We start from the raw sequence: 20065 nt of genomic DNA on the forward strand, positions 1-20065 counted from the left end.
CGCTAGCATCGCCCTTTTGCCAGACTGGACCGCCGACCATGAAAATCGTCTCCTTCAATATCAACGGGCTGCGCGCCCGCCCCCATCAGCTGGCGGCGCTGATTGAAAAGCATCAACCCGATGTAATCGGCCTGCAGGAAACCAAGGTCCACGACGACCAGTTTCCTCTGGCCGAAGTACAAGCACTGGGCTATCACGTTTACTACCACGGCCAAAAAGGCCACTACGGCGTGGCGCTGCTTTCGCGTCAGCCTGCGTTGAGCCTTCACAAAGGCTTTGCCAATGACGAAGAAGACGCCCAGCGTCGTTTTATCTGGGGCACCTTCGCCGATGAAAACGGCAACCCGGTGACCATCATGAACGGCTATTTCCCACAGGGTGAAAGCCGCGACCATCCAACCAAATTCCCCGCCAAGCAGCGCTTTTACGAAGACCTGCAACAGTTGTTGGAAAGCCAGTTCAGCAACGATCAGGCGCTGGTGGTGATGGGCGATGTGAATATTTCCCCGGAAGACTGCGACATCGGCATCGGCGCCGACAACGCCAAGCGCTGGCTGAAAACTGGCAAGTGCAGCTTCCTGCCCGAAGAGCGCGAATGGATGGCCCGCCTGAAAAACTGGGGCCTGGTGGACAGCTTCCGTCACCTCAACCCGGACGTGACCGACCGCTTCAGTTGGTTCGACTACCGCAGCCGCGGCTTTGAAGATGAGCCCAAGCGTGGGCTGCGAATCGACCTGATCATGGCCTCCAACGGTTTGCTGCCACGGGTCAAGGATGCCGGCGTGGATTACGACCTGCGTGGTTTGGAAAAACCCTCGGACCATGCGCCGATCTGGCTTGAACTGAGCTGATCCCCCTGACTGTACTCGGGTCAAATGTGGGAGAAGGGGCAAGCCCCCTCCCACACCTTTGATCATTTGAGTGTCAGTCACATTATTGAAATCCAACTGACTTAATCTCGCGGCACTCCCTTTGGCTTGAGAAGGTGCCGGCATGATGCTGCGCGTTCTGTTCCTGTTGTGTTGCGCATTTTCCCTCTCCGTTGTGGCTGCCCCCCTACCCGTTCCCGATCAAGGCCCGGCCTTGCACATCCAGGGCTCCAACACCATTGGCGCGGCGCTGGCCCCGGCATTGGCCAAGGGTTTGATGGAGCATCAAGGGTTGCAGAACGTGCACAGCGAACCAGCCGAGGGCGCCAATGAACAGCGTGTGATCGGCAAGACACGCCAGGGCAAAACGGTGACTATCGACGTCGCAGCCCACGGTTCCAGCACAGGCTTTGTCGCCCTGAAGAAAACCAGCGCCGACCTTGCGGCCTCGTCCCGACCGATCAAGGACAGCGAACTGGTAGACCTTGAACCACTTGGTGACTTGAAAAGCCCCGACGCCGAACACGTGATCGCCATCGACGGCCTGGCAATCATCCTCAACCCGCAGAACCCGCTGAATACACTGAATACCGAGCAACTGGCGCAGATCTTCAACGGTGAGGTCAGCACTTGGGAGGCTCTGGGCGGCATCGGCGGCGCGATTCATATCTACGCCCGCGATGACCAGTCGGGCACCTACGACACCTTCAAGGAATTGGTGTTGCGCCTGCGCGGCAAGCCCCTGGTTTCCTCGGCCAAGCGTTTCGAGTCCAGCGAGGCATTGTCCGATGCGGTGAGCCAGGACCCTCAGGGCATCGGTTTTATTGGGCTGCCCTACGTGCGCCACGCCAAGGCCGTGGCGATTGTGGATGGCGACTCGCAACCGATGTTGCCGCTCAACAGCCTGATCGCCACCGAGGATTACCCGCTGTCGCGCCGATTGTTCTTTTACCTGCCGCCCACCGCACATAACCCGTGGGCCAAGGCGCTGGTGGACTTTGCCCAGAGCAGCAAAGGCCAGGCGATTGTGGCGGCCAGTGGATTTATTGCGCAGCAGGTGCAGGCCATGGCCGTGGAACCGCGCCCGACAATGCCGGATGACTATCAATCCATCGCTCGGGACGCTCAGCGCTTGACCGTGAATTTTCGTTTCGAAGAAGGCAGCGCCAGCCTGGATAACAAGGCGCGCCAGGATGTACAGCGGGTGGTGGCGTATCTCAAGGGTCACGACAAGCTGGACAAAAAGGTGTCGCTGGTGGGATTCGGCGATACCAAGAACGATCCGCAGCGGGCGGCGCTGCTGTCTAAATTGCGGGCGATGGCGGTGCGACGGGAGTTGGTCAAGAGCGGCGTAGTACTGCGAGATATTCGCGGGTTTGGTGCGCAGATGCCGGTGGCGGCGAATACGGCGGATGAGGGGCGGATCAAAAATCGGCGGGTGGAGGTTTGGGTGTACTGAGGACTGCCGGATCTTCAGTGCCTGATCCTGCCTCATCGGGGACAAGCCCCCTCCCACAGGTGACCGCGTATCTCCAGTAGGAATACTGTCGAATGTGGGAGGGGGCTCGCCCCCGATTGCAGGCGACGCCGTATTACTGCCCGCTGCGCATCAACTCTTTAGGCACATATTTGCCGATTTCAAACTTGCCGATTGCAGCGCGGTGCACTTCGTCCGGGCCGTCGGCCAGGCGCAGTGTGCGCTGCATCGCGTACATGTAGGCCAGCGGGAAGTCGTTGGAGACGCCTGCGCCGCCGTGGATCTGGATCGCGCGGTCGATGACCTTCAGCGCTACGTTTGGCGCCACCACCTTGATTTGCGCAATTTCGCTTTTCGCCACTTTGTTGCCCGCGGTGTCCATCATGTACGCCGCTTTCAGGGTCAGCAGGCGCGCCATGTCGATCTCCATCCGTGAGTCGGCGATCTTGTCGATATTGCCGCCCAAGCGTGCCAATGGTTTACCGAACGCGGTACGGCTGACCGCGCGTTTGCACATCAACTCCAGCGCACGTTCGGCCATGCCAATGGAGCGCATGCAGTGGTGGATACGGCCTGGGCCAAGACGACCTTGGGCAATTTCAAAGCCGCGACCTTCTCCAAGCAGTACGTTCTCATAGGGCACACGCACGTTGTCGAACAGCACTTCGGCGTGGCCGTGAGGCGCGTCGTCGTAGCCGAACACCGGCAGCGGGCGCACGATTTTCACGCCGGGGGTGTCCACCGGCACCAGGATCATCGAGTGCTGCTGATGGCGTGGCGCGTCGGGGTTGCTCAGGCCCATGAAAATCAGGATCTTGCAGCGCGGGTCGCAGGCGCCGGAGGTCCACCATTTCTTGCCATTGATCACCCACTCGTCGCCCTGGCGTTCGGCGCGGGCGGCCATGTTGGTGGCGTCCGACGAGGCGACGTCCGGTTCGGTCATGGCGAAGGCCGAGCGAATCTCGCCGCGCAACAGCGGTTCGAGCCAGCGTTGTTTCTGCTCTTCGTTGGCGTAGCGCACCAGTACTTCCATGTTGCCGGTATCCGGTGCCGAGCAGTTGAACGGCTCCGGGCCCAGCAGCGAACGGCCCATGATTTCGGCCAGCGGCGCATATTCGAGGTTGGTCAGGCCGGCGCCCAGTTCGGATTCGGGCAGGAACAGGTTCCACAGGCCTTCGGCTTTAGCCTTGGCTTTCAACTCTTCCATGATGGCGGTGGGCTGCCAGCGGTCGCCTTCGCTGACCTGGCGTTCGAACACCGGCTCGGCCGGGTAAACGTAAGCATCCATAAACGCGGTGACGCGTTCACGCAGTTCCTGAACCTTGGGCGAATAGGCGAAATCCATGAGCAGCTCCCTTCTTTGAGAGGTTGTTTAGGTCATGCAATCGATGCTAGAACAGCGCTCATAATTTACCTAGCCTATTCTCGGCGTGTATTAACATTCATCACCGATATATGATCGGCGTCTCAGCACGCAACAAATCGCCACCTAACAATAAGAGCGCAACCCAATGAATCTGAGCAAGGTCGACCTCAACCTCTTTATCGTCTTCGACGCGATCTATACCGAAGCCAACCTGACCCGCGCCGGTCAGATCGTCGGCATCACCCAGCCGGCGGTGTCCAACGCCCTGGCACGCCTGCGCGAGACCTTCAACGACCCGCTGTTTGTACGCACCGCTCAGGGCATGGTGCCCACGCCGATGGCGCAGAACATCATCGGCCCGGTGCGTAATGCGCTGTCGTTGCTGCGAGTGTCGGTACAGGAAAGCCGTATCTTCAATCCGCAACAGGCGGCCAAGACCTACCGCATCAGCATGACCGACCTCACCGAAGCGGTGATTCTGCCGGCGCTGTTCCAGCGCCTGCGCCGTCTGGCGCCGACGGTAGTGATCGAAAGTTTCCTGTCCAAGCGCCGCGAAACCACCAAAGAACTGGCCGCCGGGCGCCTGGATTTTGCTGTGGATGCGCCGCTCAACACCGACCCGCAAGTGCGCCACGTCAAGCTGATGGAAGACCGCTACGTGTGCGCCATGCGCAAGGGCCACCCGATGGCGGGCAAGGACAAGCTGACCCTCGACGATTACCTGGGGCTGACCCATATCCACATCTCCAGCCGCCGCAACGGCCTGGGCCATGTCGACCTGGCCTTGGGAAAAATGGGCCTGCAACGCAAGATCGCCCTGCGCTCCCAGCATTACCTGATGGCCTCGCAAGTGCTGCAGCAGACCGACATGGTGATGACCGTGCCCGAACGCTTCGCACGGCGCCATGAGTTGCACTGGGTCAACCTGCCGGTCAACGATGTGCCTCCGGTGGAAACGCACCTGTACTGGCACGAAAGCACCGACCAGGATCCGGCCAACCGCTGGATGCGTGAGCAGATGATCGAGTTGTGCCAGCAAGTTACGGCCCATGAGAAGAAGCTGGACAAACAACAAGCCTGAGGTTGAAGCGCGCACCTTGTGGGAGGGGGCTTGCCCCCTATAGTCAGCGAAGCTGGCCTTGACGCTTACGTCAACCTGCCATTAGCTTAGCGCCAGGACCTTCTTGAGCGCCGCCATGAGCATCACCTACAGCATCTCCGACCTCGCCCGCGAGCTCGACATCACCACTCGCGCCATTCGCTTCTATGAAGAACAAGGCCTGCTGACCCCGGAGCGCCGGGGCCAGGAACGCATCTATTCGGCACGGGACAAGGTCAGCCTCAAGCTGATCCTGCGCGGCAAACGCATCGGTTTTTCCCTGGCCGAATGCCGCGAGCTCATCGAACTCTACGACCCCAGCAGCGGCAACCACATCCAGCTCAACAGCATGCTGGCCAAGATCGCAGAGCGCCGTGAGCAGCTTGAGCAACAGTTGCTGGATATCGAACAGATGAAACTGGAACTGGACACCGCCGAAGAGCGCTGCACCCAGGCCCTCGCGCACACCATGAGCCAGGCTGGCCATTGATCAGAAGGTAACTGCCATGTCCCACCCATCAAATCCACTCCCCTCCCATGTGCGCCTGGTCGAAGTCGGTCCGCGCGATGGGCTGCAGAACGAAGCCCAACCCATCAGCGTGGCCGACAAGGTGCAACTGGTGGACGCCCTCAGCGCGGCGGGTTTGAGCTACATCGAAGTTGGCAGTTTCGTCTCGCCCAAGTGGGTACCGCAGATGGCCGGTTCGGCCGAGGTATTTGCGCAGATCCAGCGTAAGCCCGGCGTGACCTATGGCGCACTGGCACCGAACCTGCGGGGTTTTGAGGATGCGCTGGCGGCCGGGGTGAAAGAAGTCGCGGTGTTTGCGGCAGCGTCCGAGGCGTTTTCCCAACGCAATATCAACTGTTCCATCAGTGAAAGCCTGGAACGCTTTGCGCCGATCATGGCTGCAGCCCGGCAACATGGCATCAGCGTGCGCGGCTATGTGTCCTGCGTGTTGGGTTGTCCTTACGAAGGCGAGATTGCGCCAGAGCAAGTTGCCGCAGTCGCGCGGGAGTTGTATGCCATGGGCTGCTACGAGGTTTCCCTGGGCGACACCATCGGCACCGGCACGGCGGGCTCAACCCGGCGGCTGTTCGATGTCGTCAGTGCGCAGGTGCCACGGGACAAACTGGCGGGCCACTTCCATGACACCTACGGCCAGGCGGTCGCCAACATCTACGCCAGTCTGCTGGAGGGGATCAGTGTGTTCGACAGCTCTATCGCGGGCCTCGGCGGCTGCCCTTACGCCAAGGGCGCCAGCGGTAACGTTGCCACTGAAGACGTGGTCTACCTGCTCAACGGCCTGGGGATCGACACCGGCATCGACCTGCAAGCATTGATTGCCGCAGGCCTGCAAATCAGCCAGGTCCTGGGCCGCCCTACGGGTTCGCGGGTGGCCAAGGTCCGTAATGCCGTTTGAGTAGAGCAGCCGTGACAATGTGTTACCGCACGACTACACATCGAGTAACACGGGAACATATTTTGTCGAACTTTGCGTGAGCCAAATCCGAACAAAAAACTAACCTACTGATTTTAAAGTGTTTTTAAAAGTTGGCACGGCTTCTGCTATCTCTATGGCATAACAAGAATAAAAAGCGCCAAACCTAATAAAAATAAGACGAAACGACTCTGACATAACAAAAACAACACGGCAGAGACGCAGCTAACAGATTTTTTTGGAGAAGATGTGCTTCGCAGGGTACGGCTCGCCGAAACCCGCAACCGGTTAGAGAAAAATAAAACTACCTCAGGTAGCTACCCACTGGTTGGATCGGTCACGAAGAAGCAGGTCAGCGCTCAAAAAAATACGTTTGCTCTTGACCCCGCATGGGGGTCGCTAAAAACAGCGGTAAAAGGGTCACGGCTACCAAAAACAACAACAGGCCGCCCTTCAATAATAAAAAAGAGCACGCAACGACAAATTAAAGGGGACCCTCGGGTCCCCTTTGTGCTTTCTGCACATGGCCTTTTCAGACCTCTGTCCCCTGCTCCGCGGCGGCGTTGTTGAGCACCGACCGCGTCAGCGTGCGCATGGCCTGTTCTTCTTGCTCCCACTGCGCCACGCGCAGCAGGTTGAACTGCTCGATATAGAACGCACTTTGCATCGAACCATCCACCAGAATCTCTTCCCTGGGCTTACCCAGCACAGTCATCAGGTTATCGACCAATTCGGTGTGTGTTGCCTGCCACTGCGCCCTGTCCGGCGCGCTATCCTCCAGCGCCTGCCAGTCCGAGACCGCTTCGAGCGCCTCGCCCTTGGCCCGGTTCAGCGCGGTACCGGGCGCCGTCAAGGCCTCAAGCTCCTGAGGGTAGCGAGTGCGCAAGTGCTGTTGCCAGAAACGCCGCTCGGCAAAAAACGCTGACTCATCCGCAACCATCCGCTCATGCGCGAGCACCTGCGTATAGGCCTGGTCGAGTGCTGCCGGGCTTACATTGGCTTGCTGGGGAAACAACATGCCGCGGGATTTGACGGGCAGGTCCAGCCGGTCCGCCAGACCGACCCGATAGGCCAGGATGACTTCGACCTGCTCGGTGAACCCAGGCCCTCGCGCCTCGACGTCCCGTTGCGCAAGGGTGTCCACCAGATGCAGGCGAAACAGTTTTTTCGCGGTGCTGATCAGTGCGCCCTCCGCGTGCGCATCCCCCGCTTGTACCAGGGCCCTTGCGCCGATCAGTTCCCTTTCAAGGTTCATGAACTCCACCGTGGTGCCATCGCCACAGGTGACTCGATCATCTGCGGTGCTGAAGAGCGTTTCGCGGATGTCTTGACTTTGCTGTGCTGCTTCCAGCATGTCCCACACCCGCGCCGCCAGGGCTGCACGGGTGTTGGATGAGGCATATTCGGCGCTGCGTGTGGTGTCGGCCAGTACCGTGAAGAACGGCGCCGAGTCGGCACTGGCACTCAGGTCATCCCACAGGATCCTGCGCTCGGCCTGCAGCGCCGTCGGTGTATCGGCCAGCCAGAGTACCCGCGCTTCGTCGGCGGTGACATGGTCTGCCCATTGCGCCTGATTCACCGGAAACTCACCGGGTAGGCGCACCCGGGTAGCCTCCGAAAAGGGGTTGTCATGCACAGAGATCCGTTCCAGATGCTGGAACGCGTACTCCGGCAGTGTCGTGAGCCGATTGGTATGCAGGTCGATCCGCGCCAGTTGAGTCAGTTGCTCGACGCCCGCCGGGAAACGAGTGGTCCCGGTATCACTCAGATACAGCTGGTTCAGACTGCGCATGTTGCGCACGTCGGCGGTCCATCCCAGGTTGCGATTGCCGGAGAGGTTTAGAATCTTGAGGCCATGCATGGCTTCCAGGCGCGCTCGGCTTTGCTCGGTCAGGCGAATATCGTTGCGGCTCAGGTTGAGCTTGGTCAGCCCAACGCCCGCGTTGGCGAACTCCGGCAGTTGAGTGAGGTTGTTCTCACGCATGTCCAGCCAGCGCAAACCGCCGAAGGACTGCAGAAACGGCAGGGAGCTGTCCGACAGCCCCATGCGCCGTAAAGTCAGGCGGCCCACGTGGTCCATATTGGCACTGAGCTGCGGAAGCTCGTCGATGACTTCACCAGACAGGTCCAGGACATGCCCGATAGACGTGCCATCCGCCGCGAACGCCGTAGCCGACTCGCGCTGCCAGGCGTATCGCACGGTCGCGCTGACCCGACGCCTGGCGCTGCGGTAACCGGGCTCACCTTGTTGCTGCCAGGCGACCAATTCCCGGTCAAGCTGTGCGAACTCTTGTTCAAGCTGATTGAGCCTGGCCACCAGCGCCGCACTGCCACGGCCTTGCAACCCCAGCATCTCGACCACCGCCTCAATGGATTTCGACGGGTACAGCATCATTGCTTTCATCACGCACACCGAGGGCCATTGCTGCGCGCCACCCACCGGGCTGAGCGGGTAGCCGATGCGCCCGTCGGCCAGGCGCATGGGCGACTTGAACCCCGGCTTGATCGCTTGCAGGCCCAGGGCTTGGCGGCTGGCCTGTTCGCTCAACGGCTGAGTGGTGATCTGTGCCTTCAAGGTCGGCGTCGATTCGCGTATTCGCGGCATGTCGAGGCCCTGATCCTCAGTGGCCACCAGTAGCGCGCTGTAGAACGCGTCTTTATCGGCACGATGGTACGAAGCCACCTGCGGTTCGCGGTACACCGCCCATTCCTTCATGCTGACGCGCACAAGGCGCCGCTGTCGCGGGGCGTCCGAACGGCCTATGCGGTCCAGCACCGGCCCGTCATAGGTGCCTGCACGCAACTCGATGCCGACACCGTCGAGGCGGCCGGGCAGCGCCGCCAGCTTGTGCAGCGCCAGGTGTACGCCATCCATGGTCAATTCACTGTCAAACAGCAAGTCGGTATGTGCACGCATGACCCGTGCTTTTTGCAGGTAACAACGAGCCTCTTCGGCCAGACGCAGGGGCAACCGGGATGTGCTGTCCAGGTGCACCAACTCCTCGGGGCTGGCATGGTTGGCCAGCTCCTCGGCGGCGAGCCGGGGCAGTCCGGGGAAGCTGTTCTGGATCAGCTGTGCATGAGTATTGCTGGGCCTATCACCGGCCAAAACCTCCTCGCGGTACAGCTTGCCCTGGGTGTTCTTCGCCACCTCCAGCAACCGGTCACGGTACCTGAGTGCTCTCGCCTCGGGCGTACGCTGCGCGGGCATCATAAGCTGCGCCTTTGCCTCCAAGTCTTCTCGGCTTGCCGGCCGGGGAATGGGATCGCCTTCCTCGTCCGTCAGCCCACCAATATCCAGGCGAGTACGGAGATCGTCCAGCACGGCCTCTTCGTCGAGCAGTTGACGGATTTCAGGCTCACTCAATTGTTTGAGAAAAGCCGGCAGCAACATGCCACTGTCGGTCTGCTCGGCATCAAGCTTCACCACCTGGCTGCGCGTCCTGACGCGGTCAGAACGCCAGGTCAGATTGCCTTCGGCATCAAAGATCACCAGCACCCTGGATTTTGGCCACAGGCCATTGTCCACCAGCAATTTCAATTGCAAGGTCGCGTCGACCCGGCCGAACACCTGCGGATCATTGCTGCTCAACTGGTCGATAAACGCCTGGTGCTTGCCCGCCAACTCAAAGCGCCGCAGGGTTTCGCTGAATATCGGTGGCGGCAGTTGCTGCTCGACATAGATACGGCGCAGTTCATCATCGGACACCCCGCTGATCAGCCGAAGCTGCTCCAACTGGTCATCGCTCAGGCGCTCGACACGGGGGCCCATACGGCGCAACAAGGTTGTGCGATCCCAACTCAAAGGCTGTTCAAACTCGTGCACCCACGCGCCTTCGCCGTTATGCCGGATACGCGGTGCATAACGCGTGTCACCTTCGGGATGGATCAGTGTGAAGGCATTGCGGCCCCGTGCGGCCTGGACTTCATAGTGGCCGCCACCTGCAGCCGGCAAGTACAGGCGCCCCTCGTGGGGATAGAGTCCATCGGACTGCGGTACAAGACCGGCCGGCAATGTAACCTGATGCTTGTAGGCACCCGGGCTGAAGTCATACAGACGCGGTCGCCCGCCCATCTGGACATGCACCAGCCGTCTGACCAACGCGGTGTCCTTCAACACCGTCAGCGCCTTGGGGACCGCCAGCCCCGCCACATTCAGCGCCACCGCCGAGAGATGCGCCCAGGCCTGGTGCGTGTCGCCGTCGGACCATGACTCAAGGCCCTCACACACCTCGCGAGCCATCTGTATCGCCCCAACCACCAGCATCACTTCACCGAGCACCGGCACCACGAACGCCGCCAGATTAAGAATATCCAGGGCCTTGCTGCCCCACGACCAGAGCCAGGCATTGTAGGTTCGCGTAGTGATGTCGTCAGTCGAGACCGCGCCGGCACTGGCGTTGTTCATGATCGAACGCACGCGCTGCAGCGCGCTGTCGTACCACACGTCTTTCCAGACCTTGCCGTAGTCCCCCTGGCGCTGGATCGGCGTTCTCTTGTTTGCATCAAAATTATCGCTGATGCGGTACCCATCCTCAGGGTCAAGCAACATTTTAAGCTTGGCAAAAAAATCATTCTGCTCGGCCAGTGGCACAAATTGGCTGAAGAACGTTCGGTACTTCGCGCGGCACAGGCGCAGGGTCAGTGCTTCGGTGAAAGCGCCCACGTTGTCATAGGCCTTTAGCGGATAAAGCGGATCGCCGGGGATGTAAACCATGCAAGGCCGAGGCACGATCTCGGAGTTGACCAGGTACTGCTCCATCACCCGCGGGCCGATGATCAGGATGCTGTCCAGCTCCAGCCCCAGCAGCCGAAATCGACAGAACGCGACATCATCACCCGCCCATTTGCGTCCAACCGGGTCGATCAGGATCTGTTTGATCAGCGCATGCTGAGACGGGTCGATATCCGCCTTCATCAAGGCGATCTCAGCGGCCAGTTCCAGTTGGTTTCGATGGCTGGTGATCAGCGTGCTGTAGAGCTTTCCGGGCGGCGCGTCTGGCACTGCGTTTATGTGTGCATTGATCGTGGCACGCACGTGTTCGAAGTATGACTTGCCCAGGTCAAGCTCCCGGCACAACTGGGCAAAACGATAGGCGTCAATGTCCAGTTTTTGCGCCTGGACACTCCACACAGAATGAATGACGCGTACGCGGTAGCTGTGAAAGTTGTAACAGGTGATCAGGTGGCAATCACCGCACACCGGTGCGGTGGCCTCACTCGCAGTGAAGTTATTCAGCGCCGCTTCAAGCAGGCTCAGGCCTTTATAGAAATAAAACTCGGGCGCCAGTGCATGCTCGCTGTCGGGTTCCAACTCAGCGGGTCCGGGGTTGCATGTGGTGTTCGCCATCTTGCGCGCATAGAACACCTGGCGAACGTCCAGGCGTTTACCGAACGTTTTCTCGATGGCGGCAACCAGTAATGGCTCGGCGTAGTCCGCCGGATTTTGCAGCGAACCAAGCAACTGATCGAGCTGGTTCAGCGAGCGCCGACTGCGCTCGTGAACCTTCTTGAGCCGCTCCTTGGCTGGCGCTTGCGCCTGTTTGTACCAATCCGGAATACGCAGGCCCACTGCGGTCAGTTCGGTTTTACGCGCGTCTACTGCATCGGTGTACCACCCGGGCGTGTTGTCGCGGATTACCGTGACGTGAGGGCCCTGATCCTCCTCAATGTCAGGTGTGGCTGGATCTGTCATGTGCATCGCCTTCAGATAGCGGAATATCCCGCCACTCTAGGCAATGGGCCCCATACCGAAGCGGTAGCCATGCACCGCGTTTCAGACGTCGCCCTGCAGCTCCTGGAGACTGATTTCGCGCATCCTGAATTTCTGGATCTTGCCCGTCACCGTCATCGGGAACTCCTCCACAAACTTGAAATGCCGAGGCGTCTTGAAGTGCGCTATGCGGTCCTTACACCACGCCTGCAACTCCAGCGCATTGGCCACATGGCCAGGGTGGAGCTTGATCCAGGCGACAATTTCTTCGCCGTAGCGCGCATCGGGAATGCCGATGATCTGCACGTCAGCCACTGCCGGATGGGTGAAGAAGAACTCTTCCAGCTCCCGTGGGTACACGTTTTCGCCGCCGCGAATGATCATGTCCTTGTTGCGCCCGGCAATGCACACGTAACCGTGTTCATCCATGCTGGCCAGGTCGCCGGTGTGCATCCAACCGGCGTCGTCAATGGCCTCTCGGGTGCCTTCGGGGTTGTTCCAGTAGCCGAGCATCACGCTGTAGCCACGGGTGCACAGTTCGCCGATCTGGCCGCGTGCAACGGTGTTGCCCGCCTCGTCGATGATCTTGTTTTCCAGTTGCGGCTGGGTGCGGCCGACAGTGGTCACGCGGCGTTCCAGGTCGTCATTGGCGCCGGTCTGCAGCGACACCGGGCTGGTTTCGGTCATGCCGTAGGCAATCTGTACTTCGCCCATGTGCAGTTCGCTGATGACCCGGCGCATCACTTCGATGGGGCACGTGGCGCCGGCCATGATGCCGGTGCGCAGGGTGGACAGGTCAAAGTCGGCGCGGCCCGGATGATCGAGCATGGCGATGAACATGGTGGGCACGCCATACAAGCCGGTGGCGCGCTCTTCGGCGACGGCGGTGAGGGTCAGCAGCGGGTCAAAGCCGTCATTGGGGTAGATCATGGTGGTGCCGTGAGTGATGCAGCCCAGGTTGCCCATCACCATGCCGAAACAGTGGTACAGCGGCACCGGGATCACCAGACGATCCTGCGCGGTGAGGCCCAGGCTTTCGCCGACCATGTAACCATTATTGAGTATGTTGTAATGACTGAGGGTGGCGCCTTTGGGGAAACCGGTGGTGCCGGAGGTGTATTGAATGTTGACCGGTTGATCGAAGTGCAGGCTGGCCTGGCGCGCGTGAAGTTGCTCAGGCGCAACGCTGGCGCCGAGGTTCGCCAGTTGCGACCAAGGCATAAACCCCGCGGGCGGCTCGGGGTGAAGGCTGATCAGGCCGCGCAGGTCGGGGTTCAGTTCCTGCAACATAGCGTGGTAATCGGAGGTCTTGAACGAACCGGCACACACCAGCCATTGGCAGCCGGATTGCTTGAGCACGTAGGCAAGCTCGCTGCTGCGATACGCGGGGTTGATGTTGACCAGGATCACGCCGAGCTTGGCGCTGGCGATCTGGCTGATGCACCACTCCGCGCAATTGGGCGCCCAGATGCCCAGGCGATCGCCGGTCTGCATGCCCAATGCGAGGAACGCGCGGGCATGCAGTTCAACCGTCTCGGCCAATTGCTGCCAGGTATAACGACGTTGCTGATGAAGCACTACCAGCGCTTCGCCCTGAGGGTATTGCGCGACGGTGCGATCGAAGGCCTGGCCAATGGTCATGGCCAACAAGGCCTTGTCCTGAGCGCCACGGCTATAGCTCGGCTGCGGTTGATCCATAACGACCCCTGTTGTCTTTTTTGTAGGTTGACGTAAACGTAAACTACGATTGACAGCACCACAACGCAAGCTTACGTTAACGTAAAGGTGAGCGCCCTCCTCTGATGAGCCCTCCATACAACAACAACGCTGATATTTAAGGTGCCTGTCCATGAGTTACCCGTCCCTGAACTTCGCCCTCGGTGAAACCATCGACATGCTGCGCGACCAGGTGCAGTCCTTCGTGGCCAAGGAGATCGCGCCTCGCGCGGCTCAGATCGACAGTGACAACCTGTTCCCCGCCGACCTGTGGCGCAAGTTCGGTGACATGGGCCTGCTGGGCATTACCGTGGCCGAAGAATACGGCGGCGCCGGCCTGGGTTACCTGGCCCATGTGGTGGCCATGGAGGAGATCAGCCGTGGCTCGGCGTCTGTAGCGCTGTCCTACGGCGCACACTCGAACCTGTGCGTGAACCAGATCAACCGCAACGGTAATCACGAACAGAAACTCAAATACCTGCCCCAACTGATCAGTGGCGAACACGTCGGCGCTCTGGCCATGAGCGAGCCGAACGCCGGGTCCGATGTGGTCTCTATGAAACTGCGCGCCGACAAGCGCGGCGACCGCTACGTGCTCAACGGCAGCAAGACTTGGATCACCAATGGTCCCGACGCCAACACCTACGTGATCTATGCCAAGACCGACCTGGAAAAAGGCCCTCACGGCATCACTGCGTTTATCGTCGAGCGCGACTGGAAGGGCTTCAGCCGCAGCAGCAAATTCGACAAGCTGGGTATGCGCGGCTCCAACACCTGCGAATTGTTTTTCGATGACGTCGAAGTGCCCGAGGAAAACATCCTCGGGGTGCTCAACGGCGGCGTAAAAGTACTGATGAGCGGCCTCGATTACGAGCGTGTGGTGCTGTCCGGCGGCCCTACCGGGATCATGCAGGCCTGCATGGACCTGATCGTTCCCTACATCCACGACCGCAAGCAGTTCGGCCAGAGCATCGGCGAGTTCCAGCTGATCCAGGGCAAGGTCGCCGACATGTACACCCAACTCAACGCCAGCCGCGCCTACCTCTACGCCGTGGCCCAGGCCTGCGAGCGCGGCGAAACCACGCGCAAGGACGCCGCCGGGGTGATCCTCTACAGCGCCGAACGCGCCACGCAAATGGCCCTGGACGCGATCCAGATTCTCGGCGGCAACGGCTACATCAATGAATTCCCCGCCGGCCGCCTGCTGCGCGACGCCAAACTGTATGAAATCGGCGCCGGCACCAGTGAGATTCGGCGGATGCTGATCGGTCGTGAACTCTTCAACGAAACTCGCTGAAGGAGCGCCCCATGGCCACCTTGCACACTCAACTCAACCCGCGTTCGGCGGAGTTTGCCGTCAACAGCGCGGCGATGCGCCAACAGGTCGACGCCCTGCACACCTTGCTCGCCCATGTGCAACAAGGCGGCGGCGCCAAGGCGCAGGAGCGGCACACCTCACGTGGCAAATTGCTGCCCCGTGAGCGCATCAATCGCCTGCTCGATCCGGGCTCGCCGTTCCTTGAACTCAGCCAATTGGCCGCCCATCAGGTGTACGGCGAAGACGTGCCTGCAGCCGGGGTAATCGCGGGGATCGGTCGCGTGGAAGGCGTCGAATGCATGATCGTCGTCAACGACGCAACGGTGAAAGGCGGTTCGTATTACCCACTGACCGTGAAAAAGCACCTGCGCGCCCAGACCATCGCCGAGCAGAACCGCCTGCCGTGTATCTACTTGGTGGACTCTGGCGGCGCCAACCTGCCGCGCCAGGATGAAGTATTCCCCGACCGCGAGCACTTCGGGCGGATCTTCTTCAACCAAGCCAATATGAGCGCCCAAGGCATCCCACAGATTGCGGTAGTGATGGGCTCGTGCACCGCCGGTGGCGCCTATGTCCCCGCCATGGCGGACGAAGCGATCATGGTGCGCCAGCAGGCCACCATCTTCCTTGCCGGCCCACCGCTGGTGAAAGCCGCCACGGGCGAAGTGGTCAGCGCTGAAGACCTCGGTGGGGCCGATGTGCACTGCAAGATATCCGGCGTGGCCGACCACTATGCCGACAGCGACGAACACGCCCTGGCCCTGGCCCGACGCAGTGTGGCCAACCTCAATTGGCGCAAGCAGGGCCAGTTGGTGCAACGCGCGCCAGTGGCGCCGTTGTACAGCAGCGATGAGCTGTACGGCGTGATCCCGGCGGATGCCAAGCAGCCATTCGATGTGCGCGAAGTGATCGCACGGTTGGTGGACGGTTCGGTGTTCGATGAATTCAAGGCGCTGTTCGGCACAACACTGGTGTGCGGTTTTGCGCACTTGCACGGCTACCCGATTGCGATCCTGGCCAACAACGGGATTCTGTTTGCCGAGGCGGCGCAAAAAGGCGCGCACTTTATCGAATTGGCCTGCCAGCGCGGGATTCCACTGCTGTTTTTGCAGAACATCACCGGCTTTATGGTCGGCCAGAAATATGAAGCCGGCGGCATCGCCAAGCATGGCGCCAAGCTAGTCACCGCCGTGGCCTGCGCCAAGGTGCCGAAGTTCACGGTGATCATCGGCGGCAGTTTCGGCGCCGGTAACTACGGCATGTGCGGCCGCGCCTACGACCCGCGTTTTTTGTGGATGTGGCCCAACGCACGCATCGGGGTCATGGGCGCCGAGCAGGCCGCCGGCGTGTTGGTGCAGGTCAAGCGTGAGCAGGCCGAGCGTGCGGGCAATGCATTCAGTGCTGAAGAAGAGGCCGCGATCAAGCAGCCGATCCTCGATCAGTACGAAACCCAGGGCCACCCCTACTACTCCAGCGCGCGCCTGTGGGACGACGGTGTCATCGATCCGCAGCAGACCCGCGAGGTGCTCGCCCTTGCGCTGTCCGCCTCCCTGAACGCCCCTATCGAGCCGAGCCGCTTCGGCGTGTTCCGCATGTAATCGGAGCTGTACCCATGAGCGATTTCAACACCCTCGAACTGATCACCGACAGCCGTGGCTTCGCCACCCTGTGGCTCAGTCGTGAAGCCAAGAACAACGCGTTCAATGCCGAAATGATCCGCGAATTGATCATTGCTCTCGACCAGGTGCAAGGCGACCCAACCCTGCGTTTTTTGGTGCTGCGCGGACGCGGCAAGCACTTCAGTGCCGGCGCGGACCTGGCCTGGATGCAGCAGTCAGCCGAGTTGGATTACCACACCAACCTCGACGACGCCCGCGAACTGGCAGAGCTGATGTACAACCTGGCCAAGCTGAAAATCCCGACCTTGGCCGTGGTGCAAGGCGCAGCCTACGGTGGCGCCCTCGGGTTGATCAGTTGCTGCGACATGGCGATCGGCGCCGATGACGCGCAGTTCTGCCTGTCGGAAGTGCGCATTGGCCTGGCGCCGGCGGTGATCAGTCCGTTCGTGGTGCAGGCCATCGGCGAACGCGCGGCGCGCCGGTATGCTCTGACGGCCGAACGCTTTGGTGGCCAACGTGCGCGAGATATCGGTTTGCTGGCCGAAAGCTACCCGGCCGGTGAGCTGGATACCCAGGTCGAGCAGTGGATTGCCAACCTGTTGCAAAACAGCCCGGCAGCGATGCGCGCGAGTAAAGATCTGCTGCGTGAAGTGGGCAACGGCGCCCTCACCCCAGCACTGCGCCGCTACTGCGAAAACGCAATTGCGCGGATTCGCGTCAGTGCCGAGGGGCAGGAAGGATTGAGGGCGTTCCTGCAAAAAAGGTCACCGAGCTGGCAATCCCAGGAGCCGCGCCCATGAGTACACTGACGACCCTGCTGGTAGCCAACCGGGGTGAGATTGCCTGCCGGGTGATGCGCACCGCCAAAGCGATGGGCCTGACCACCGTGGCCGTGCACAGCGCCATCGACCGTGATGCGCGGCACAGTCGCGAGGCGGATATTCGCGTGGACCTGGGCGGCAGCAAGGCCACGGAAAGTTACCTGCAAATCGATAAGATCATCGCGGCCGCCCACGCCAGCGGTGCCCAAGGGATTCATCCGGGCTACGGCTTTTTGTCGGAAAACGCCGGTTTTGCCCGGGCGATTGAAGCCGCCGGCCTGATCTTCCTCGGCCCGCCCGCCTCGGCCATCGACGCCATGGGTAGCAAATCCGCCGCCAAGGCGCTGATGGAAACCGCTGGTGTGCCATTGGTGCCGGGTTATCACGGCGAAGCCCAAGACCTGGAAACCTTCCGCGCCGCCTGCGAACGTATTGGTTATCCGGTGCTGCTAAAAGCCACAGCGGGCGGCGGTGGCAAGGGCATGAAGGTGGTTGAGCACGTCGACCAACTCGCCGAAGCATTGGCCTCCGCCCAGCGTGAAGCACTGTCCTCTTTTGGCAACGGCCAGATGCTGGTGGAGAAATACCTGCTCAAGCCGCGCCATGTGGAGATCCAGGTATTTGCCGATCAACAGGGGCATTGCCTGTACCTCAATGAACGCGATTGCTCGATCCAGCGTCGGCACCAGAAGGTCGTCGAGGAAGCGCCAGCGCCGGGGCTGAGTATTGAACAGCGCAAAGCCATGGGCGAAGCCGCCGTGCGTGCCGCCCAGGCCATCGGCTACGTTGGCGCCGGTACCGTGGAGTTTTTGCTGGATGCGCGCGGCGAGTTCTTCTTTATGGAAATGAACACGCGGCTGCAAGTAGAACACCCGGTGACCGAGGCCATCACCGGCCTGGATCTGGTGGCTTGGCAGATTCGTGTCGCCCAGGGCGAAGCGCTGCCGATCAGCCAGGAACAGGTGCCACTGATCGGCCATGCGATTGAAGTGCGCTTGTATGCCGAGGACCCGGCCAATGACTTCTTGCCCGCCACCGGGCACTTGGCGCTGTACCGCGAATCCGCGTCGGGCCCGGGGCGTCGGGTAGACAGCGGCGTTGGCCAAGGGGACAGCGTTTCGCCGTTCTACGACCCGATGCTCGGCAAGTTGATTGCCTGGGGCGAGGACCGTGAGCAGGCACGCCTGCGATTGCTGGGTATGCTCGATGAGTTTGCCGTCGGCGGGATCAAGACCAACCTGGGCTTCCTGCGGCGCATCATTGGCCATCCCGCATTTGCGGCGGCCGAACTGGATACCGGATTTATTCCGCGTTATCAGGATGAGTTGCTGCCCGTGCCCGGTGAGTTGAGCGATGAGTTCTGGCAGGCGGCGGGTTCGGCATTTATGCAGAGCTTGCCGGCGGGTGAAGGGCCTTGGGCGGACACCCGTGGGTTTCGTGCCGGGCTACCTGCCGAGGTTTCCCTGCATTTGAGCTGTAATGGGCAGGATCGCCGAGTGACAGTGGGCGAAGATGTTCCGCGACTGTGCGGGGAGCGCCTGCTGATCGACCATCACGGCGTGCGTCATTCACATCTGGCAGTACGTCGCGAGGGCACCCTGTTCTTGCGTTGGGATGGCGAGATGCATGGCGTGAGCCTGTTCGACCCAATTGCCGCCGTCGAGGCAAACCAGTCTCATCAAGGTGGCCTTACAGCGCCGATGAACGGCAGCATTGTGCGAGTGCTGGTGGAAGTTGGCCAAGCGGTTGAAGCTGGTACGCAATTGGTGGTGCTCGAAGCGATGAAGATGGAGCACAGCATCCGCGCGCCCAAGGCCGGAGTGGTCAAGGCGCTGTTCTGCCAGGAAGGCGAAATGGTTGCCGAAGGTTGCGCGCTGGTGGAACTCGAAACCGCTGATTAGAACTTCGCCGTGGCCTGCACGACGACGCCAAGGATGCGGCAATCCTTGGTGAACAGCCGTTTCGGGTAGGTAGGGTTGAGCGGCACCAGGTAGAGCTCGCCGCTCTCTTCCATCAACTGGCGGAAGGTCGCCTGGGGGCTGTCTGCCCATTGGGCGACCACCAGCCTGCCGGGTTGTGCGGCGACTGCGGGATCCACCAGAATCATCATGCCCGCAGCGATGCTCAGGCCACTAAGCGCCGTCATGGCGTCCCCCGTCACGGGCAGCCAAAAGGCATCTCCGTGGGCATGGTAGTCCGACAGCTCGAAGCCCGCGGCGCCATAAGCGGGGCGCTCTTCGCGCACTTCGCACAGGCCCCTCCACTCGCTGACCGGGTAGCGAAAATACGGTGTGTACTGTTTAGCCTGAATGGGGACTTCGTCGGTTTTCTCACGCACCTCCTGCACCACTTCCAGGTAGCCCAGCCCCAACTCTTCCAGGACCCGGTTCATGTCTGCCAGGCTCGGCACGCGCCGCTTGTTGAGCCAATGGCCCACACCGCCCTGGGACATGCCCAAGCGTTCAGCCAGCTCACCCTGTGTGACCTTGCGGTCTTTCATGTTGGCCTTGACCAACGCTATCCAGTTATCCATGGCGCCAGACAATACGGCAGGTATTTTTCAGGGCAATAAACAGTTTGTAGTAATCCATAAAACGACATAAATACGATACGTACTATTATCAGGCT

Annotated in this window: 13 protein-coding genes; 9 read left to right on the top strand and 4 right to left on the bottom strand. The window is 60.8% G+C overall.

From position 1 onward, the window contains the following. The first annotated feature begins 38 nt into the window (after positions 1-38). Complete coding sequence (gene xthA, locus LRO94_RS17675; protein ID WP_179178776.1) at positions 39-851, top strand: exodeoxyribonuclease III; 813 nt, start codon at positions 39-41, stop codon at positions 849-851. 142 nt (positions 852-993) lie between these two features. Continuing rightward, positions 994-2328: a substrate-binding domain-containing protein gene (locus LRO94_RS17680; protein WP_179178775.1), complete on the top strand. Its 1335-nt coding sequence runs from the start codon at positions 994-996 to the stop codon at positions 2326-2328. A gap of 133 nt (positions 2329-2461) precedes the next feature. On the opposite strand, the gene LRO94_RS17685 is transcribed toward LRO94_RS17680, so the two are convergent. Beyond that, positions 2462-3691 (bottom strand): acyl-CoA dehydrogenase, encoded by a 1230-nt coding sequence (locus tag LRO94_RS17685; RefSeq protein WP_032889822.1) that lies wholly within the window; start codon positions 3689-3691, stop codon positions 2462-2464. A gap of 166 nt (positions 3692-3857) precedes the next feature. Between LRO94_RS17685 and LRO94_RS17690 the strand changes: the two genes are divergently transcribed. From LRO94_RS17690 to LRO94_RS17700, 3 genes are all read left to right on the top strand, one after another. Continuing rightward, a complete protein-coding gene (locus LRO94_RS17690) occupies positions 3858-4793 on the top strand; it encodes a LysR family transcriptional regulator (protein WP_095184407.1) in 936 nt (311 codons plus the stop codon). Between the two features lie 115 nt (positions 4794-4908). Then, the gene (locus LRO94_RS17695; protein WP_032889825.1) at positions 4909-5301 is read left to right on the top strand and encodes a MerR family transcriptional regulator; all 393 of its coding nucleotides are present in this window, start codon (positions 4909-4911) and stop codon (positions 5299-5301) included. A 16-nt stretch (positions 5302-5317) separates the two neighbouring features. Then, entirely contained in the window at positions 5318-6232 is a 915-nt protein-coding gene (locus LRO94_RS17700) for a hydroxymethylglutaryl-CoA lyase (protein WP_179178774.1), read from the top strand. A 550-nt stretch (positions 6233-6782) separates the two neighbouring features. On the opposite strand, the gene LRO94_RS17705 is transcribed toward LRO94_RS17700, so the two are convergent. Both LRO94_RS17705 and LRO94_RS17710 read right to left on the bottom strand, forming a co-directional pair. Further along, a complete protein-coding gene (locus LRO94_RS17705; RefSeq protein ID WP_179178773.1) occupies positions 6783-11945 on the bottom strand; it encodes an NEL-type E3 ubiquitin ligase domain-containing protein in 5163 nt (1720 codons plus the stop codon). An 81-nt stretch (positions 11946-12026) separates the two neighbouring features. Beyond that, positions 12027-13661, bottom strand: coding sequence for an AMP-binding protein (locus tag LRO94_RS17710; RefSeq protein WP_179178772.1), 1635 nt, complete (start codon positions 13659-13661; stop codon positions 12027-12029). A 151-nt stretch (positions 13662-13812) separates the two neighbouring features. Here LRO94_RS17710 and LRO94_RS17715 point away from each other — a divergent pair, with 151 nt between their 5' ends. From LRO94_RS17715 to LRO94_RS17730, 4 genes are read left to right on the top strand one after another with little or no spacing between them, the layout of a single operon-like run. After that, positions 13813-14976: an isovaleryl-CoA dehydrogenase gene (locus tag LRO94_RS17715; protein WP_032889830.1), complete on the top strand. Its 1164-nt coding sequence runs from the start codon at positions 13813-13815 to the stop codon at positions 14974-14976. A gap of 11 nt (positions 14977-14987) precedes the next feature. After that, positions 14988-16595, top strand: coding sequence for a carboxyl transferase domain-containing protein (locus tag LRO94_RS17720; protein ID WP_032889832.1), 1608 nt, complete (start codon positions 14988-14990; stop codon positions 16593-16595). A 14-nt stretch (positions 16596-16609) separates the two neighbouring features. Continuing rightward, entirely contained in the window at positions 16610-17416 is an 807-nt protein-coding gene (locus tag LRO94_RS17725; protein ID WP_032889834.1) for a gamma-carboxygeranoyl-CoA hydratase, read from the top strand. Next, positions 17413-19338 carry an acetyl/propionyl/methylcrotonyl-CoA carboxylase subunit alpha gene (locus LRO94_RS17730; protein ID WP_179178771.1) on the top strand — a complete coding sequence of 642 codons (1926 nt, stop codon included), beginning with the start codon at positions 17413-17415 and terminating at the stop codon, positions 19336-19338. Before LRO94_RS17725 ends, LRO94_RS17730 begins: the two co-directional genes overlap by 4 nt. Here the strand turns inward: LRO94_RS17730 and LRO94_RS17735 are convergent. Further along, a complete protein-coding gene (locus LRO94_RS17735; protein ID WP_179178770.1) occupies positions 19335-19970 on the bottom strand; it encodes a LexA family protein in 636 nt (211 codons plus the stop codon). The genes LRO94_RS17730 and LRO94_RS17735 overlap by 4 nt on opposite strands. Positions 19971-20065 lie beyond the last annotated feature (95 nt).

Source organism: Pseudomonas sivasensis (genome assembly GCF_021391435.1).
Lineage (GTDB): Bacteria > Pseudomonadota > Gammaproteobacteria > Pseudomonadales > Pseudomonadaceae > Aquipseudomonas > Aquipseudomonas sivasensis.

Bases quoted from the DNA above. Each gene is read 5' to 3' on its own strand.
- xthA (WP_179178776.1), top strand. From the start codon at position 39: ATGAAAATCGTCTCCTTCAATATCAACGGGCTGCGCGCCCGCCCCCAT.
- LRO94_RS17680 (WP_179178775.1), top strand. From the start codon at position 994: ATGATGCTGCGCGTTCTGTTCCTGTTGTGTTGCGCATTTTCCCTCTCC.
- LRO94_RS17685 (WP_032889822.1), bottom strand. From the start codon at position 3,691: ATGGATTTCGCCTATTCGCCCAAGGTTCAGGAACTGCGTGAACGCGTC.
- LRO94_RS17690 (WP_095184407.1), top strand. From the start codon at position 3,858: ATGAATCTGAGCAAGGTCGACCTCAACCTCTTTATCGTCTTCGACGCG.
- LRO94_RS17695 (WP_032889825.1), top strand. From the start codon at position 4,909: ATGAGCATCACCTACAGCATCTCCGACCTCGCCCGCGAGCTCGACATC.
- LRO94_RS17700 (WP_179178774.1), top strand. From the start codon at position 5,318: ATGTCCCACCCATCAAATCCACTCCCCTCCCATGTGCGCCTGGTCGAA.
- LRO94_RS17705 (WP_179178773.1), bottom strand. From the start codon at position 11,945: ATGACAGATCCAGCCACACCTGACATTGAGGAGGATCAGGGCCCTCAC.
- LRO94_RS17710 (WP_179178772.1), bottom strand. From the start codon at position 13,661: ATGGATCAACCGCAGCCGAGCTATAGCCGTGGCGCTCAGGACAAGGCC.
- LRO94_RS17715 (WP_032889830.1), top strand. From the start codon at position 13,813: ATGAGTTACCCGTCCCTGAACTTCGCCCTCGGTGAAACCATCGACATG.
- LRO94_RS17720 (WP_032889832.1), top strand. From the start codon at position 14,988: ATGGCCACCTTGCACACTCAACTCAACCCGCGTTCGGCGGAGTTTGCC.
- LRO94_RS17725 (WP_032889834.1), top strand. From the start codon at position 16,610: ATGAGCGATTTCAACACCCTCGAACTGATCACCGACAGCCGTGGCTTC.
- LRO94_RS17730 (WP_179178771.1), top strand. From the start codon at position 17,413: ATGAGTACACTGACGACCCTGCTGGTAGCCAACCGGGGTGAGATTGCC.
- LRO94_RS17735 (WP_179178770.1), bottom strand. From the start codon at position 19,970: ATGGATAACTGGATAGCGTTGGTCAAGGCCAACATGAAAGACCGCAAG.